At 63.9% G+C, this 277-nt stretch carries 1 protein-coding gene; it reads left to right on the top strand.

Annotated elements, in window-relative coordinates:
* The coding region (locus tag PH586_RS23510; protein ID WP_271350221.1) for a hypothetical protein at window positions 1–277 on the top strand (277 nt) is incomplete at both ends.

Below are 277 nucleotides of genomic sequence, written 5' to 3'. Positions count from 1 at the left end.
TGAATTCGAGGACGTCGGTCAGTGGAAGCGCCCCTGGTACTTCCCCAAGGCCGGTGAAGACATGCACGCCGCCGTCGGCCGCGAGTGCAAGGCAGTACGCGACAGCGTCGGCCTGCTCGATGCCTCGACCCTGGGCAAGATCGACATCCAGGGTCCGGATGCGCGCGAGTTCCTCAACCGCGTGTACACCAACGCCTGGACCAAACTGGACGTGGGCAAGGCCCGTTACGGCCTGATGTGCAAGGAAGACGGCATGGTCTTCGACGACGGTGTGACG

This window comes from Pseudomonas aestuarii, from assembly GCF_027988105.1.
GTDB lineage: Bacteria > Pseudomonadota > Gammaproteobacteria > Pseudomonadales > Pseudomonadaceae > Aquipseudomonas > Aquipseudomonas aestuarii.
Note: the sequence above shows the minus strand (reverse complement) of the source record. Positions and strands in the feature narration are given on the sequence as shown.